Here is a 14,638-nt window from a genome sequence, read left to right as displayed (position 1 = left end):
GGCGCCCGGAGCAATCCGGAGCCACTCGCAAGTATCGCGGCGCCGACGGCGTGGAGCGGCCTTCTTCAGGCCTCCGCAGCGCGCCGCATCCGAAACAATAGGCTGATCATGGCGACGAAGGCAACGGAACGGGACGAGACGGACGCTGCCCCCGAGCAGCAGACCGACGGGCCGCTCCTCGACCTGACGGATGCTTCGGTCAAGCGGATGGTCAAGCTCGCCAAGAAGCGCGGCTACGTGACCTACGAAGAGGTCAACGAGGTCCTGCCCGAGGGCCAATCCGACCCCGACCAGCTCGAGGACGTGCTATCGCAGCTGTCCGAGATGGGCATCAACGTGGTCGAGGCGGAGGAGACCGACGAGGCGGCTGCCGGCGAGAAGACCGCCAACGGCGCCGACGGCGAAGAGGAAGAGGCCGAGGGCGGCGAGGTGGCCGAAGTCGCGCCGACGCGCGCCGTCGCGGTCACCACGACCACCAAGGAGCCGACCGACCGGACCGACGACCCAGTCCGGATGTACCTGCGCGAGATGGGCTCGGTGGAGCTCCTGTCCCGCGAGGGCGAGATCGCGATCGCCAAGCGCATCGAGGCCGGCCGCGAGGCGATGATCGCGGGCCTCTGCGAGAGCCCGCTGACCTTCCAGGCGATCATCATCTGGCGGGACGAGCTCGTGGAGGGCAAGGTCCTCCTGCGCGACATCATCGATCTCGAGGCGACCTATGCCGGCCCGGACGGCAAGAACGCGCCGCAGATCGCCGAGGGCGAAGGTGAGGAAGGTGCCGAGGACGGCGAGCCGCCGGCGCCCCCGGAGGGCGGCGACGACGAGGACGACCTCGAGAACAACGTCTCGCTCGCCGCGATGGAAGCCGAGATCAAGCCGCGGGTCCTCGAGACCTTCGACGCGATCGCCGCGAACTACCGCAAGCTGCGCAAGTTCCAGACCGAGGGCGCCGAGCGCAAGGCCGCCGGCGAGAAGAACAGCCCGGCCCAGGACCAGAAGCAGATCGAGCTGAAGGACAGCGTCGTCGCCGACGTGAAGTCGCTGTCGCTCAACAACAACCGCATCGAGGCGCTGGTCGGCCAGCTCTACTCGATCAACAAGCAGCTGATCGGCCATGAGGGCCGTCTGATGCGCTACGCCGAGAGCCACGGCGTGGCGCGCGACGAGTTCCTGCGCCACTACCAGGGCTACGAGCTCGATCCGAACTGGATGGAGCGCGTCGGCACCCTGGGCGGCAAGGGCTGGAAGAACTTGGTCGAGCGCGGCTCGAAGCAGGTGTCGGAGCTGCGCGCCCAGATCCTCGACCTCGCCTCCGAGACCGGCCTGGAGATCGGCGAGTACCGCCGCATCGTCAACATGGTCCAGAAGGGCGAGCGCGAGGCCCGGCAGGCCAAGAAGGAGATGATCGAGGCAAACCTGCGCCTCGTGATCTCGATCGCCAAGAAGTACACAAACCGCGGCCTGCAGTTCCTGGACCTGATCCAGGAGGGTAACATCGGCCTGATGAAGGCGGTCGACAAGTTCGAGTACCGGCGCGGCTACAAGTTCTCGACCTACGCCACCTGGTGGATCCGGCAGGCGATCACCCGCTCGATCGCCGACCAGGCCCGCACGATCCGCATCCCGGTGCACATGATCGAGACGATCAACAAGATCGTCCGCACCTCGCGCCAGATGCTGCATGAGATCGGCCGGGAGCCGACCCCGGAGGAGCTGGCCGAGAAGCTGGCCATGCCGCTGGAGAAGGTCCGCAAGGTCCTGAAGATCGCCAAGGAGCCGATCTCCCTCGAGACGCCCATCGGCGACGAGGAGGACAGCCACCTCGGCGACTTCATCGAGGACAAGAACGTCGTTCTCCCGATCGACGCGGCGATCCAGTCGAACCTGCGCGAGACCACGACCCGCGTCCTGGCGTCGTTGACCCCCCGCGAGGAGCGCGTCCTGCGCATGCGCTTCGGCATCGGGATGAACACCGACCACACCCTCGAGGAGGTCGGCCAGCAATTCTCGGTGACCCGCGAGCGCATCCGGCAGATCGAGGCCAAGGCCCTGCGCAAGCTGAAGCACCCGTCGCGCAGCCGGAAGCTCCGGAGCTTCCTGGACAACTGAGCCCCCGTCGCGGCCCCCCGCGGCGCCTCTCCTTACGACCGCGCAGCCTCGGGGTTGCGCGGCATCCACAGTGGCGCCATGCTTGAACGCCGCCCGCCAACGCCCGGATTGCCGACGGCCTTCGCGGACGGGTCCGAGGCCGACGACGTGCCCTTCGGCGCGCTCCAGCCCTCCGTGGGCATTCGCGACTGGCTGCTGGGCGAGGGCGCCCGGCTGCAGAAGGCCGAGGACATGCTCTCGGGCCTCGCCGAGCGGCTGATCGCCATCGGCGTGCCGGTGGACCGGGCCTCCACGGCGATCGACACCTTGCACTCGGAATATGCCGGGGTCGGGCGCGTCTGGACCCGGGACGGCGGCACCAGCGTACGCCTGTTCCCGCACGGCGGCCGCTCCCAGGAGGCCTATCTCAACAGCCCGTTCCACACGGTCCACGAGACCGGCGAATGGCTGATCCTCGATCTCGCCGAGACGCCGGACGACGCCTACGCGATCATCCCGGACCTGAAGGCGGGCGGCTACACCCACTACGTCGTGGCGCCGCTGTTCTTCACCAACGGCGCCAAGAACGGCATTACCTTCGCCACGCGCGCGCCTGAGGGATTCGGCAGCGACGACATCGCGATCATGCGCTTCGTCATGCCGGCGCTCGCCGCCGTGGTGGAGATGCGCGTCCTCAACAAGCAGTTGGACCACGTGCTGCGGCTCTATGTCGGCGACGAGCCGCACCGGGCGATCCTGGCGGGCGATATCCGCCGCGGGCAGGTGACGCGGATCCGCTCGGCGATCCTGTTCGCCGACATGCGCGACTACACCCGCACCTCCGCCGACATGACCCCCGAGGAGGCGGTGGGGCTGCTCAACGTGTTCTTCGATTGCCTGGTGCCGCCGATCGAGCGTGAGGGCGGCGAGGTCCTGAAATATCTGGGCGATGGCCTGCTGGCGATCTTTCGGGAATCCGGCGACGATCTCGGGGGCGCGGCCAAGGGCGCGCTCACCGCGGCCCAGAACGCATTGGCCGCCCTCGACGAGGCCAATGCCCTTCACCAGTTCTCGGTGCCGGTGGCGGCGGGAATTGCGCTCCATCACGGCGAGGCCGCCTACGGCAATGTCGGCTCCGGCTCGCGGCTCGACTTCACGGTGATCGGCCGGGACGTGAATCTCGCGAGCCGGCTCGCCCAGCTCAACCGCCTCCTCGGCGAGCCGCTTCTGATGTCGAAGCCGTTCGTGGATTTCCTGTGGGGCGATCCGGTGCCGCTCGGCGAGCACGTGCTGGACGGCTTCCGCGAGCCCATGGCGGTGTTCCGGCCGAAATTCTTGCGGCCGCGCGCGCCGAGCTAAGGGGCTCCGCGCAAAACCTCCGAAGCGTTGCGATTTTCCCCATCGCAAAGGAAGGCGTTCAGAGCGTCCTGTAAGGGGCCCACAGCACCGTGCTCGATCGCGACGGGGCTGTAGGTTTCTCAGCTCAATCCCGGATCAGCACTACGCTGAAAGTTTTACGCGTTCATATTTGCCACGCCGGAAGGACCTCGGCACTGTAGGAAGGTTGCCAGGAGCCCCAAACCGGATCGACCATCTTGGTCAGCGCTTTGCGCGCCAAATCTGCAGTTCGCGAGAGCACTTCCCTGGGGACCTCACCCTCGCCAAGGATATCAAAACATACAGACAAGCAGATACGATATTCGCCTACGTGATAGGCACAGATGCAAAATTCTTCCCGCAATCCGTACGTATAGATCCACGGAATGATAGCGATACCTTCGCCAGGAATCTCTGGCGAAAGCCCACCGTCGCCGTATTGAAAGCCGACCGCATATTCCTTCTTGCGATTGCAGAGCTGGATAGCACCGTGGCGAGCTTCAGCCCGAGCCGGGCAGGTGCGTATCGCGCGATCGTAGAGCGACAATACTCTATGCACGGGTTCATCAAACTGCTCGGTCAGCCGGGCTGCGTTGAGCAAACTCACATATATCTCTTCGTCCCAGTGCCCGAGATCCGCCCGCTGCAAATAGAACTCAAGAGCTTTACGGTATTCGCCGATATCGCGATAAGATCGCGCGAGATAAAATGTGTATCTCGCGATCATAAACGGATCTTTCTCAACGGACAAGGCCTTTTCGAGCGCCGCGAGATCCCGTTGCTCGGCCCTGCCGTCGTTGTGACGCCCCCCGTCGACACCGCGACGCACCGACAGCGGTAACGTTGGCGTATCGGGATTTCCCGGACACTCCAGAAATTCGTGAACAACACCGCGATAACGCCAGCTGAGCCTATTATTGACAATCTGAACACGCCAATATTTTGTGTGCGCATCCAATATTGTCAACATGTACCCGGCCTCGGTTAGCTTCGGCATGACGAAATCGTCCGGGACGATTAACTGATCATCGGCGTCGATGATCAGAGAATACGCTCCGCGCGGGCGCGCGAGCTTCAACGCCTCGTTCCGGTTGAAGGAGAAGTCAACCCAGCGTTGCTCGACGAGCGTACCTGGGATGCCAGCTAAGGCTGCGCGGATGACATCTTGGGTCCCATCTGTCGATCCGGTATCGACGATGACCCAATGATCAATAATGGATCTTACCGAATCGAGACACCGCTGTATAACGTGAGCCTCATCCTTGACGATCATCGATAGACAGATCGTCTGCCCGAAACTATTCATATCGACGTATCCGTTCTGACACGCACTCGCTACGCAATGCGTCTTGCAGCGCTCGCCAATAAGCGAGAATCTCACAGCTTCAAAATGATTGCACTCTCGGACCAAGCAATTTTTGGCAATCGAAGCCATTCGCCAGAACTAACATTTGTGACTTATACAAAAATAATCAAGCCATTAAGACACATTTAACCGAGATAAATCGCTCCCGAAATAATTTGTTTTGGCAATAATAATATGGAGCGCACACGTCGCACATGGTGCCGACGAGGCATGCGGAATGATCGGAGCGCGCCCGCATCCGACTCATCCGGAGGCAAGGCAGTCAAACGTTCGTCCACCGACTAATGTTGCTCGGTGGCGACAACGAGCATCGAACTGCCGAACAGCGGCAAAAGTTTTGGCTAAAGCACACACGGCTGGAACGGGCGAATAGACCCCGTTCGATGTGATCATCCGGGCAGTAACAGCCTCCGCCGCTACCGCCTCCATAAGCTCGGCCACCCTCGCAGGGGTTGACCGATGGCGCGTCCGACACCAAATCTAAGGTCGTTCCAGGGAGATCCCCGGCAAGGGGCTGAGAAACCGCTGGCACGTCCACCCGGACCTGCGGCGCGGAAATCCTTTGAACCTGATCCGGCTCATACCGGCGTAGGGATTGGACCGCGGCCGCCCGACAGAGGCAGGCCACAGCTTCGCACCGAAGCAGACGGCCCGATCTTCGCGACGGAATTCCGCGGAGATGACTTTGGCCTTTGACCGCCCCGTTTCACCGATCGGACGCCGCCGTATCCCGGCCGGCTTGCCCGCGCAGGATTCTCTGCCCGCGCGGGCCGATGTCGCCATCGTCGGCGGCGGGCTGATCGGCATGTCGATTGCGTGGCGGCTCGCCCGGGCGGGCCGCGCGGTGGTCGTGGTCGAGCGCGACACGATCGGGGCCGGGGCGAGCCTGGCCGCCACCGGCATGCTCGCCCCGGCCGCCGAGCACGAGCCCGGCTCGGATCCGCTCCTGCCGCTCGCCCTCGAGTCGCTGCGGCTCTGGCCGGCTTTCCGCGACGCGCTGGAGGCGGAGACCGGACTGCCGATCGACTATCGGCCGGACGGGACCGTCGTGGTCGCCATCGGCCGCGACGAGGTCGAGCGCCTGCGCTTCCGTTACGATCTGCAACGCCGGTCCGGGCTCGACGCCGCCTGGCTGCCGGGCACAGAGGTACGCCGCCTGGAACCGGGCCTGCGCCCCTCCGTCACCGCCGGCGTCCATTGCCCGCTGGATCATCAGGTCGATCCGCGTCTCGTCATGGCGGCGCTGGCCGAGGCCTGCCGGCGCGCCGGCGTGATCCTGGTGGAGCGCACAGCCGTCACCGGGCTCGACTGGTCCGGCGGGGCGGTCACCGGTCTCCGCGCGGGCGATCAGGGCGTGGCGGCCGGCACGGTCGTCCTCGCTTCGGGCGCCTGGAGCGGGGAGGGCAGCCTACTGCCCGAGACCCTCGCCCTGCCGGTGCGCCCGCTCAAGGGCCAATCGCTGGCCCTGCGCACCACGGCCCGCACCGGTACGCTCAGTCGGATGATCTGGACCGAGCAGGTTCACATGGCGCCGAAAAGCGACGGCCATCTTGTCATCGGCGCGACTGTGGAGGATTGCGGCTTCCGTCCGGGCGTCACCGCCGGCGGCCTCTACGCGCTGCTCGAAGGCGCCCGCCGGGTCCTGCCGGGCATCGAGGAGATGGAGGTCGAGGCCGTGTGGAGTGGCTACCGCCCAACCTCGGACGACGATGCGCCGATCATCGACACCCTCGCGCCGGGCCTGGTGGCCGCCACCGGCCATCACCGCAACGGCTATCTGCTCGCTCCGGTCACCGCCGATGCGGTGGCCGAACTCGTCATGCGGGGTGCGCTGCCGGAGATTGCCAAACCGTTCACCCGGGTGCGCTTCGACCAACCCGAAACCCAAAAGGCCTCGGCATGAAGCTTCTGGTGAACGGAGAACCGCGCGATCTCGCGGTCGAGACCGTCGCGGCCCTGTTCCGGGCCGAGGCCGAGGAGATCGGCATCGAGAGCTCGCAGGGTGTCGCCATCGCGCTGAACGGGCGCGTGCTGCGCCGCCGAGACTGGGACGAGACGCCGGTCACCGAGGGTGACCGCGTCGAGATCGTCCGCGCCATGCAGGGAGGTTGATCATGGACCAGAATGTCACGCCGCTGCACCCCGAGGCCGAGGCGGATCGCTTCACCGTCGCGGGGGTCGAGCTGGCGTCCCGGCTGTTCATCGGCACCGCCGGCTACCCGACCCAGGCGATCATGCGCGACGCCGTCGCGGTCTCGGGGGCCGAGGTGGTGACCGCCTCGATCCGCCGGGTCTCGCTCCAGGGCCACGGCTCCGACACGGTGCGCATCCTCAAGGGCAAGCGCTTCCTGCCCAACACCGCCGGCTGCGAGACCGCCCGCGACGCGATCATGACCGCCGAGCTCGCCCGCGAGGCGCTCGACACCAACTGGATCAAGGTGGAGGTGATCGGCGACCGCGAGACCCTCTACCCGGACGTGGCCGAGTTGATCGAAGCCTGCCGCCACCTCGTGGACGAAGGCTTCGTGGTGCTGCCCTATTGCAACGACGATCCGGTGGTCTGCCAACACCTGGAGGATCTCGGCTGCGCCGCGATCATGCCGATGGGCTCGCTGATCGGCTCCGGCATGGGGGTGGCCAACCCGGCCAATATCGAGCTGATTTGCCGCCGGGCCGGGGTGCCGGTGATCGTCGATGCCGGCATCGGCACGGCTTCCGACGCGGTGATCGCCATGGAGCTGGGCGCGGCCGCCTGCCTGATCAACACCGCCATCGCCAAGGCCGACGACCCGGTCCGGATGGCCCGCGCCATGGGTCGGGCCGTCGAAGCGGGGCGCGACGCCTATCTTGCCGGCCGGATCCCGCGCCGGGGCCGGGCCGACCCGTCGAGCCCGCAGCTCGGCCTCGTCGGCTCGTGAGGAGCCTGCCGTCGCCGCTCCTGGCGGTGACGGACCGGCACGGGCTGTCGCGTCCGCTGATGGAGACCGTGCAAGCGCTGCTCGACGGCGGCGTGCGCTGGGTCTGGTTCCGCGACCGCGATCTCGATCCTGAGGCGCGCCGCGCGCTCGGCGCCGGCCTCGCCGGCCGGATCCGCGCGGCGGCCGCATTTCTGACGGTCGGCGGCGATGTCGCGCTGGCCCGGGCGCTCGGTGCCGATGGGGTGCATCTCGGCGGTGGGACCGGTCCGGACATGGTCGCGTCCGCCCGCGCGGCGCTCGGGCCAGACGCCCTGATCGGCGTCTCGGCCCATGCACCCGTCGAGGTCGAGGCCGCCGCACTCGCCGGCGCCGACTACGTTACCCTGAGCCCGATCTATCCCACCGCCAGCAAACCCGGCTACGGCCCGGCCCTTGGCCCGGACGGCATCGCGGCGGCCTCCCGCGCCGGCTTGCCGGTGGTTGCGCTCGGCGGCATCACGCCGGATCGGATCTCGGAATGCCGGGATGCCGGGGCGGCCGGCATTGCCGTGATGGGCGGGCTCATGCGTGCGCCCGACCCCGCCGCCTCAGCCCGGGCCTTCCTCGCCCCCTGGGCGGAATAAGCCTCGCCCTCCGCGTCGTTTTCGAACGCTGAGCACGATCCTGCCCTGAAAGCCGGCGCCCTGCTTCGCCGCGATTGCACGATCGGCCCGTGGGGCGGATGAGGCGCCGACCGAACACGGGCTCAGGTCGTCAACCGCAGCAAACTATGTCTCAATCCGCCCCCGATTCGGAGGGTGGCGTTGCGCGCAGACCGTTCGTCCTTTGGCTGGCGCTGGCTCGGCCGTTCCCTCGCGTTGCGCCGGGGCCAGGTGGCCCGGCTGCTCCTCGCCATCGCGGCGGGCTACGGCGTCGGGCTGGTCTTCCCGGTCGCCACGCAGCGGATCGTCGATGCGATCGTGGCCGGGCGGGCCGACCTGCCCCTGCTCGGACTGGCCGTGCTCGCCCTCCTGTCGATTGGCGCGGAGGTCGCGCTCACCGCGTTCCGGGGGCGCCTGATCATCGAGCTGGCGGTCCATCTCGACCGCCGGATGTCGCGCCGGCTCTTCGCCCATCTCCTGCGCGTGCGGATCGACGGGGCGAACTTCAAATCCGGCGAGGTGCTGAACCACTTCCAGCAGGTCACGAAGATCCGGGACTTCGTCCTGCATCAGATCCCGAATTCGGTGATCGATACCGGTGGTGCGATCGTCGCGTTCGGCCTCGTGTTCTACTACGACCTGGCCGTCGGCCTGGCGCTGGCCGCGGCGGCGCCGGTGATCGTCGTGATCGCCAGCAACCAGATCAGCGGCATTTGGAAATCCGCAAAGGCCTACTACCAGGCTGTCAGCGTCCGCGACGGTACGCTGGCGGAGACCGTGAACGGCCTGCCGACCGTGAAGGCGCTCGCCCTGGAAGGGCCGCGCATGCGCCGCTGGAACGCGGTCATCGATAGCGTCCTCGGCGAACTCAGCGCCGTGATGGACCTCCAGCGCCGCTATGGGCTGCGGTCCCAGGCGGTTTCCCGGGCCGTGACGCTGTTGGTGATCGGCGTCGGCTGCTGGCGCATCTATGGCGGCCACCTGACCGTCGGCGAGTTTCTGGCGATCCAGGTCGTCTCGGCCCGAATCACCGGCCCGCTCCTGAGCAGCGCAGACATCCTGCGCATGGCCCAGGAGGTGAACGTCGCGATCCGAGAGATCGGCAGCTTCCTCGACCTGGCCCGCGAGCGGGCGGGCCGCCATCCGCCCCTGCGCCGGCTCGGCCGAGGCGGCATCCGACTCGATGGCGTGTCGCTGACCTACCCGGGCACGGCGCAGCCGGCCCTGCGGGATCTCAGCACGGTGCTGCCGGAGCGGGGCATCGTCGCCATCGTCGGGCGCAACGGCTCGGGCAAGTCGACCCTGCTGCGCATCCTGCTCGGCCTGCAGCGCGACTATACCGGCCGCGTGGAGATCGGCGGCGCGGACCTGCGCGATTACGATCCCCGCTGGCTGCGCGGCCGGATCGGCACCGTGGATCAGGATACGATGCTGTTCTCCGGGAGCCTGCGCGAGAATCTCGCCGGGCAGCGTTCCGACGCGGCGGCGACCGATGCAGCGCTGCGCTTCGCCGGATTGGGGGCGCTGGTCGAGACCCTGCCCCAAGGCCTCGACACCGCGCTCGAGGAGGGCGGCCGGACCCTGTCCGGCGGTCAGCGCCAGCGCCTGTCCATCGCCCGGGCGGTGGTCCGCAACCCGCCGGTCGCGCTCCTCGACGAGCCGACCGCCTTTCTGGACCCCGAAGCCGCCCTCTCGCTGGAGCGGAACCTCACGGCCTGGGGCCGCGACCGGCTGCTGATCCTGGTCACGCACCACCTCGCGGCCGCGCGCCAGGCCGACCGGATCCTGATCCTCGACGGCGGCCGGTTGCTCGGCGACGGCCGCCACGATGATCTGCTGCGCGAGGTGCCGCTCTATGCGGCGCTCTGGGAGGATTACACCCGCTCGATGGCCCAGCCCGCCGGGCGGGAGGCCGAAGCGGTGAGCTGACCTTACGGCGCAGCGGGGCCGTAGGGCGGGCGCGGGATCGCCCGGTGCGCGGCCCGGAGCGCCGCCGACCAGCGCTCCCGCAAGTCGTGGAAATAGCCCTCACCGGCCTCGATCCGGTGGTTCACCTCCAGGACGAGGGCGTTCCGCCGGGCCACGGCGATGTCGATCGGCAAGCCGACGCCGAGATTCGACCGCATGGTCGAATCCATCGAGACGAGGCTCACCTTCAGGGCGTCGTAGAGGTCGCTCTCGAACTTCACCGCTCGGTCGAGGATCGGCTTGCCGTATTTGTGCTCGCCGATCTGGAGGAACGGCGCATCGGTGCTGCACTCGATGAAGTTGCCGGCCGAGTAGATCAGGAACAGCCGCATGGCCTCACCGGCGATCTGGCCGCCGAACAGCAGCGAGATCGAGAACCGGATGCTGGCCGCCTCGAACCCGTCCTTCTCGATCGCCCGGACCCGCCGGATGGCGCGGCCGATGAGCTGCGCCGCCTGGAACATGGTCGGCGCCTCGATCAGCTTCTGGGCCGGCTCGCCGTCCTCGCCGGGCACGCCTTCCTGCAGCAGGCTCAGGACCGATTGGGTGATCGACAGGTTGCCGGCCGAGGCCAGCATCATGACCCGCTCGCCCGGCACGTTGAAATGATGGAGCTTCCGGTAGGTCGAGATGTCGTCGAGCCCCGCATTGGTACGGGTGTCGGCGACCATCACGAGCCCCTCCTCGACGAGGACACCGACGCAGTAGGTCATGGATCTCGGGCTCTCGCGGGGGCTTCCGGCTGGCATGCGGCCGGCGGCCCGACTTCAGGGAATCAGGCAGGGAATCAGGATTGCGTGGCGTCCCTGCCTTGCTCGACGCGGAGCTTGACGTCCAGGGTCTCGGTCCCGCCGCCGGTGCGGCTGCCGCGGATCGGAGCCGCGCCGAGATAATCCAGCCCCGTTGCGACGCGGATGTAGCCGTCGGACGGGGCGTTCTCGTAGCACGCGTCGAAGGCGACCCAGCCGAGATTCGGCACCAGGGCCTCGGCCCAGCCATGCGGCGCCTCGACATCGGCCTCGCCGTCGTCGCGGGCGCGATAGCCGGCGACGTAGCGAGCCGGGATGCCGAGATGCCGGGCGGCAGCGATGAACACGTGGGTCAGATCCTGGCAGATGCCCTTGCCGGCGGCGAAGGCCTTCCCGGACGGCACGCCGTTGACGGCCGGCCCGGGCTCGTAGGCCACCGCCTGGGGAACCGCGGCGCGCAGGCGGTGCAGCACGGCGAGCGGCGTGCCGTCGCCGTTAGTGGCGACCCGCTCGGCGAAGATCTGGAGTTCCGGGGTCGTCGTGCAGAGATCCGTATCGCGCAGGTAGAACTCGTCCGGCAGGCGCTCGACCGTGCCGCGGATCACCCCGTGGGTGTCCTCGGTATCGACCGCGCCGGTGACCCGGATAGTGAGGGCGTCCGCCGGCGCGTCGGGCGTGAACCAGTGGACGATGTTGCCGAACCCGTCCTCCCGGGCAGTGAGCCGCCCGTCGATCGAGGTATCGATCCGCCAGGTGCGGACATATTGTCCGTCATGGTCCCGGGGCGTGAGGCGCATGACCTGCACCAGGCCGCGGGCCGGCTGCTCGTAGGTGTAGATGGTCTCATGGACCACGCGGATGCGCATGCGCCGGGCCTGTCCGTCTCGTCCGATTGCATCATCCCGAACGGGTCTCGCCGGCCATCAGGCGACGATGATGCGGCGTCACGTTCTCGGCGGATCGTCCCGGATCCGAGGTCCGGGACGATCCGCTAGCCGACCAGATACTGCTTGGCGATGGCTTCGCCCACCCTGTTGTTCTCCGCGATGAACGCCTCGACAAATTCGTGGAGACCCGAATTGAACACGCGGTCGATATCTTCGCTCTCGAGCTTGGCCAGCATATTCCCGGCCAGGCGCTGGCTCGGGCCGCGCCGGCCGTAGGCGTCGGCGATCAGGTCGAGATACTCAACGATCACACCGTAGCAATTGGCAAACGAGCGCGGCATCTGCTTGTTCAGCATCAGCAGGTCGGCCACGAGGAGCGGCTTGACGCTCTCGCGATAGACCCAGTGATAGGCGTTGAAGGCCGAGACCTCGCGCAGGATCGTCGTCCACTGGAAGTAGTCGAGGCTGCCGCCCACCGTCTCGTTCTGCGGCAGCAGGATCTGGTATTTCACGTCGAGGATGCGGGCGGTGTTGTCGGCCCGCTCGATCGCCGTGCCGAGGCGGGTGAACCAGAACGCGTCGTTGCGCAGCATGGTGCGGAAGGCCGAGCCGTCGAAGGTCAGCGAGACGGTCTTCACCCAGTCGAGGAACCGGCCGAACTCGTCGCGGCTCAGCTCCTTGCCGCTGTAGTTGCGAAGCTCCAGCCAGGCGCCGTTGATCGCGTCCCACATCTCGGTGGTGAGCGCGGTGCGCACCGAGCGGGCATTCTCGCGGGCCGACTCGATGCAGGAGCGGATCGAGGACGGGTTGTGCGGGCTGAACGCCAGGAAGTCGCAGACCGTATCGGCGTTGATCACGCTGTAATGCGGCTTGAACAGGTCGGGGTCGCCGGCCGAGGCGAGGGCGGATTCCCACTCGTTGGTCTCGCCGCCGCCATAGCTCGTCGGCAGCGAGGCCAGGCGATGCGCCGCATCGAGGATGCGCGCGACGAAGTCGGCGCGCTCCACGTAGCGCGAGAGCCAGAAGAGGTTGTCGGCAGTCCTGGACAGCATGGTATGCGACTCGGCTCGGCGGCAGGCGCCGCGTCAGAAGGGGTGGAGCGGCGACTCCCTCAGGCGTCGAGCACCCAGGTATCCTTGGTACCACCGCCCTGGCTGGAATTGACGACCAGCGAGCCTTCCTTCAGCGCGACCCGGGTCAGCCCCCCGGGCACGATGCGGATCTGGTCGGCGCCGCACAGCACGAAGGGCCGCAGGTCGACGTGGCGCGGAGCGACTCCGGAGGCGACGAAGGTCGGGCAGGTCGAGAGCGACAGGGTTGGCTGGGCGATGAAGCCGTCGGGGGCGTGCTTCAGCTTCTTGGCGAAATCCTCGATCTCGCGCTTGCTCGCATGCGGCCCGACCAGCATGCCGTATCCGCCGGAGCCGTTCACCTCCTTCACCACCAGGTCGGACAGGTTGTCCATCACGTAGGCGAAGGATTCCTTCTCGCGGCAGCGATAGGTCGGCACGTTGTGCAGGATCGGCTCCTCGCCGGTGAAGAACTTCACGATCTCCGGCATGTAGCTGTAGACCGCCTTGTCGTCGGAGATGCCGGTGCCGACCGCGTTGGCCAATGTCACGGAGCCGCGCTCGTAGGCATTCATCAGGCCGGGCACGCCGAGGACCGAATCCGGACGGAACACAAGCGGATCCAGGAAATCGTCGTCGAGGCGGCGGTAGATCACGTCGACCCGGCGCGGGCCCTCGGTGGTGCGCATGTACACCACGTCGTCCTTCGTGAAGAGGTCGGAGGCCTCCACCAGCTCGACGCCGAGCTTGTCCGCCAGGAACGAGTGCTCGTAGAAGGCCGAGTTGTAGCGGCCGGGGGTCAGCAGGACCACGGTCGGGTCGCGGGTGGCCGAGCCCGGAGCGAGGCTGCGCAGGGTCGCAAGCAGCGCGTCCGGATAATTCTCCACCGGGGCGACCCGGTGCTTGGAGAACAGGTCCGGGAACAGGCGCAGCATCACCTCCCGGTTCTCCAGCATGTAGGAGACGCCGGACGGGATCCGGGCATTGTCCTCAAGGACGAAAAAATCCTTCTCGCCGGTGCGGACGATGTCGATCCCGGCGACGTGGACGTAGAGGTCGTGGGGCACCCGGAACGAGCGCATCTCCATCCGGTAATGGGCGTTTCGGTAGACGAGGTCGGCCGGGATGATGCCGGCCTTGATGCATTCCTGGGTGCCGTAGACGTCCTTCAGGAACAGGTTGATCGCGGTCACCCGCTGCTTGAGCCCGCGCTCGAGGAAATCCCATTCCGGCTTGGTGATCACCCGCGGGATAATGTCGAAGGGGATCAGGCGCTCGGTCGATTCGTTGTCGCCATAGACCGCGAAGGTGATGCCGATCCGGCGGAACAGCAGCTCGGCCTGGCTCCTTCGGGTGTTGAAATGCTCGGGCGGCGTGGTCTCGAGCCAGGTCTTCAGCTTGCCGTAGGCGTCGCGGACGGCGGCCGGGTCGGCGGCACCGTTGACGATCCCGTTCATCTCGTCGAAGGCCGTCAACGCCATTCCGCTTCTCCCTCACGCTCTCGCTCTTCAGGCAAGAGGCGCGCCACCGCCAACAGGGCTATACGCGCGGTCGACAACGCTCAAGACGGCAGG

Annotated in this window: 12 protein-coding genes and 1 riboswitch; of the genes, 7 read left to right on the top strand and 5 right to left on the bottom strand. The window is 67.2% G+C overall.

Going from position 1 to position 14,638, the window contains the following annotated elements; genetic code table 11:
- Positions 1-108: 108 nt before the first annotated feature.
- Both rpoD and AKJ13_RS06705 read left to right on the top strand, forming a co-directional pair.
- Positions 109-2,109 carry an RNA polymerase sigma factor RpoD gene (gene rpoD / locus AKJ13_RS06710; RefSeq protein WP_007567764.1) on the top strand — a complete coding sequence of 667 codons (2,001 nt, stop codon included), beginning with the start codon at positions 109-111 and terminating at the stop codon, positions 2,107-2,109.
- A 78-nt stretch (positions 2,110-2,187) separates the two neighbouring features.
- Complete coding sequence (locus AKJ13_RS06705) at positions 2,188-3,447, top strand: adenylate/guanylate cyclase domain-containing protein (RefSeq protein ID WP_050732656.1); 1,260 nt, start codon at positions 2,188-2,190, stop codon at positions 3,445-3,447.
- A 163-nt stretch (positions 3,448-3,610) separates the two neighbouring features.
- Here AKJ13_RS06705 and AKJ13_RS30285 read toward each other — a convergent pair whose 3' ends face one another.
- Complete coding sequence (locus AKJ13_RS30285) at positions 3,611-4,738, bottom strand: glycosyltransferase (protein WP_244471527.1); 1,128 nt, start codon at positions 4,736-4,738, stop codon at positions 3,611-3,613.
- Positions 4,739-5,315: 577 nt separating this feature from the next.
- Positions 5,316-5,444, top strand: a riboswitch (TPP riboswitch).
- 66 nt (positions 5,445-5,510) lie between these two features.
- Between AKJ13_RS30285 and thiO the strand changes: the two genes are divergently transcribed.
- The 5 genes from thiO (at position 5,511) to AKJ13_RS06675 (ending at position 10,319) form a co-directional block, all read left to right on the top strand.
- On the top strand, positions 5,511-6,734 hold the full coding sequence (thiO, locus tag AKJ13_RS06695; RefSeq protein WP_050732654.1) for a glycine oxidase ThiO: 1,224 nt from the start codon (positions 5,511-5,513) through the stop codon (positions 6,732-6,734).
- Complete coding sequence (thiS, locus tag AKJ13_RS06690; RefSeq protein WP_050732653.1) at positions 6,731-6,943, top strand: sulfur carrier protein ThiS; 213 nt, start codon at positions 6,731-6,733, stop codon at positions 6,941-6,943. The genes thiO and thiS overlap by 4 nt, the downstream gene beginning before the upstream one ends.
- A 2-nt stretch (positions 6,944-6,945) precedes the next feature.
- On the top strand, positions 6,946-7,749 hold the full coding sequence (locus tag AKJ13_RS06685) for a thiazole synthase (protein WP_050732652.1): 804 nt from the start codon (positions 6,946-6,948) through the stop codon (positions 7,747-7,749).
- A complete protein-coding gene (locus tag AKJ13_RS06680; protein WP_050732651.1) occupies positions 7,746-8,372 on the top strand; it encodes a thiamine phosphate synthase in 627 nt (208 codons plus the stop codon). The genes AKJ13_RS06685 and AKJ13_RS06680 overlap by 4 nt, the downstream gene beginning before the upstream one ends.
- A gap of 180 nt (positions 8,373-8,552) precedes the next feature.
- Positions 8,553-10,319 carry an ATP-binding cassette domain-containing protein gene (locus AKJ13_RS06675; protein WP_144426198.1) on the top strand — a complete coding sequence of 589 codons (1,767 nt, stop codon included), beginning with the start codon at positions 8,553-8,555 and terminating at the stop codon, positions 10,317-10,319.
- Between the two features lie 2 nt (positions 10,320-10,321).
- Here AKJ13_RS06675 and AKJ13_RS06670 read toward each other — a convergent pair whose 3' ends face one another.
- The 4 genes from AKJ13_RS06670 to AKJ13_RS06655 all read right to left on the bottom strand — a co-directional run bounded on the left by AKJ13_RS06670 (position 10,322) and on the right by AKJ13_RS06655 (position 14,545).
- Positions 10,322-11,071, bottom strand: coding sequence for a hypothetical protein (locus AKJ13_RS06670; protein ID WP_007567748.1), 750 nt, complete (start codon positions 11,069-11,071; stop codon positions 10,322-10,324).
- Between the two features lie 74 nt (positions 11,072-11,145).
- Positions 11,146-11,973, bottom strand: a complete 828-nt coding sequence (locus AKJ13_RS06665; protein WP_050732649.1) for a transglutaminase family protein — start codon at positions 11,971-11,973, stop codon at positions 11,146-11,148.
- A 125-nt stretch (positions 11,974-12,098) separates the two neighbouring features.
- On the bottom strand, positions 12,099-13,046 hold the full coding sequence (locus AKJ13_RS06660; RefSeq protein WP_007567743.1) for an alpha-E domain-containing protein: 948 nt from the start codon (positions 13,044-13,046) through the stop codon (positions 12,099-12,101).
- A 59-nt stretch (positions 13,047-13,105) separates the two neighbouring features.
- Positions 13,106-14,545: a circularly permuted type 2 ATP-grasp protein gene (locus AKJ13_RS06655; protein ID WP_050732648.1), complete on the bottom strand. Its 1,440-nt coding sequence runs from the start codon at positions 14,543-14,545 to the stop codon at positions 13,106-13,108.
- Between the last annotated feature and the right edge of the window lie 93 nt (positions 14,546-14,638).

The organism is Methylobacterium sp. ARG-1 (assembly GCF_001262595.1).
GTDB classification, from domain to species: Bacteria; Pseudomonadota; Alphaproteobacteria; order Rhizobiales; family Beijerinckiaceae; genus Methylobacterium; species Methylobacterium brachiatum.
The sequence above is the reverse complement of the archived record's forward strand: the minus strand, read 5'-3'. Positions and strand labels throughout refer to the sequence as shown.

Coding starts and splice junctions, on each gene's coding strand:
- rpoD (WP_007567764.1), top strand. CDS start 109: ATGGCGACGAAGGCAACGGAACGGGACGAGACGGACGCTGCCCCCGAG.
- AKJ13_RS06670 (WP_007567748.1), bottom strand. CDS start 11,071: ATGACCTACTGCGTCGGTGTCCTCGTCGAGGAGGGGCTCGTGATGGTC.
- AKJ13_RS30285 (WP_244471527.1), bottom strand. CDS start 4,738: ATGATCGTCAAGGATGAGGCTCACGTTATACAGCGGTGTCTCGATTCG.
- AKJ13_RS06660 (WP_007567743.1), bottom strand. CDS start 13,046: ATGCTGTCCAGGACTGCCGACAACCTCTTCTGGCTCTCGCGCTACGTG.
- AKJ13_RS06685 (WP_050732652.1), top strand. CDS start 6,946: ATGGACCAGAATGTCACGCCGCTGCACCCCGAGGCCGAGGCGGATCGC.
- thiS (WP_050732653.1), top strand. CDS start 6,731: ATGAAGCTTCTGGTGAACGGAGAACCGCGCGATCTCGCGGTCGAGACC.
- AKJ13_RS06705 (WP_050732656.1), top strand. CDS start 2,188: ATGCTTGAACGCCGCCCGCCAACGCCCGGATTGCCGACGGCCTTCGCG.
- thiO (WP_050732654.1), top strand. CDS start 5,511: ATGACTTTGGCCTTTGACCGCCCCGTTTCACCGATCGGACGCCGCCGT.
- AKJ13_RS06655 (WP_050732648.1), bottom strand. CDS start 14,545: ATGGCGTTGACGGCCTTCGACGAGATGAACGGGATCGTCAACGGTGCC.
- AKJ13_RS06665 (WP_050732649.1), bottom strand. CDS start 11,973: ATGCGCATCCGCGTGGTCCATGAGACCATCTACACCTACGAGCAGCCG.